Origin of the sequence: Phaeovulum veldkampii DSM 11550 (assembly GCF_003034995.1) — a bacterium.
In the GTDB taxonomy this organism is placed as follows: domain Bacteria; phylum Pseudomonadota; class Alphaproteobacteria; order Rhodobacterales; family Rhodobacteraceae; genus Phaeovulum; species Phaeovulum veldkampii.
Map to the genome: position 1 here is coordinate 1 of NZ_PZKF01000109.1, position 1,307 is coordinate 1,307.

Sequence of the window (1,307 nt, forward strand, 5' to 3'; positions counted from 1 at the left end):
AAGGCGGCACCAAGATCACCAACTTCAGCCTCGCCACCTCCCGCCCCCGCCTCTCGGAAGGACGCGTCCTGCGCGACGAGAACGGCTACCGGGTCATGGACACCGAATGGCACCGCATCACCTGCTTCAACGGTCTCGGCAAGACGGTCGCGGAGCATTGCGAAAAGGGCATGAAGGTCCTCGTCCACGGCCGCATCCACTACACCAAGTGGATCGACAGCATGGGGAACGACCGCTACGGCTGCGAGATCATCGCCGAGAAGGTCGACTTCCTGAGCCGGCCGAAGTCGGCCGAGAACGAAAACCCCGAGCTGGTCGACCGCGACGACGAGATCCCGTTCTGAGGAACGGGGTCTCCCCCCTCGGGCCCGGCGGGGGAAACTCGCCGGGCTTCGGTTTCTCGATGCAAAATATCGGAAATCCGACGAGGCGCATCGGCAAGAGCGGTAACACGATCCAGACACTCAGATTTCTACTGTTGCAGTCCTTGCAAACGACTGGCTGCATCGCCCTCTTTCCGCTACGTTTCGCGCATGAAACCCGAAGACAAAGAGCGGATCGCTGCGAGCTTGGCCAAGATCATGGCCGTGATGTGCGTGCGCAATACAAGGCTTGAGGCCGTGCATGCAGGTGTCGTTCCGGTCACGCATAATGGCGACTATTCGGATGTGTTCGTGCTTGATGCCGAGGGCCGCAAGATCGCTTGGGCCGAGGTGTCGCATATCGACGATGACGCGATGCGGGATTTGATGCGCCAGATCGTCAATCGCCTCTACACGTTTCAGATGAGCTGCGATGATCCGGACTTCATGTCGCTTATTGACCGTTGGATGACGGTCGCAGGTAAATGGGATGAGCCTGAGTTGGACGCCAAGTTTTTGGGCGCAATCAAGTTTGGGGCCGATCTGGGCCCAGCCTGAGCCGAACTCCATACACCGTGCCCAGCAGTGCATCTTCGGGCAACCCGTCAGTGAAAGTCCCGGCTCGGAAACAGCTTTCGCGCCTGCTCCCGGGGATGGCGCGCTGTCGATCTGATGCTTCCCCCGACCGGGCGTTTCGTTTCATCGGCGCGACCGTCATTGGCGTCGATCATCACCGGGCGGCCGAGCGTGGCCAGCAGCTCCGACACATCCTCGACCCGCTCGGCGATCAGGTGGGTGGTGGGGCCATCGCGCTGAATGCGGCCGGTGACGCGGACCAGTCGGCCTGCGATCACCGCCTTGCGGAAAGCCTCATAAACCTGTTTCCAGACGATGATATTCGCTGTGCCGGTTTCATCCTCCAGTGTCAGGAAAATGACGCCCGCC

Annotated in this window: 3 protein-coding genes; 2 read left to right on the forward strand and 1 reads right to left on the reverse strand. The window is 60.8% G+C overall.

Annotation, left to right across the window (positions count from 1 at the left end; translation table 11 throughout):
- Both C5F46_RS16105 and C5F46_RS16110 read left to right on the forward strand, forming a co-directional pair.
- A partial coding sequence (locus tag C5F46_RS16105; RefSeq protein WP_107326302.1) for a single-stranded DNA-binding protein occupies positions 1-344 on the forward strand: 344 nt, incomplete at its 5' end.
- A gap of 189 nt (positions 345-533) precedes the next feature.
- The gene (locus C5F46_RS16110; protein ID WP_107326303.1) at positions 534-920 is read left to right on the forward strand and encodes a hypothetical protein; all 387 of its coding nucleotides are present in this window, start codon (positions 534-536) and stop codon (positions 918-920) included.
- 47 nt (positions 921-967) lie between these two features.
- Here C5F46_RS16110 and C5F46_RS16115 read toward each other — a convergent pair.
- Positions 968-1,307, reverse strand: a 340-nt coding sequence (locus tag C5F46_RS16115) for an OB-fold nucleic acid binding domain-containing protein (protein WP_235820209.1), incomplete at its 5' end; no start/stop codon positions are given.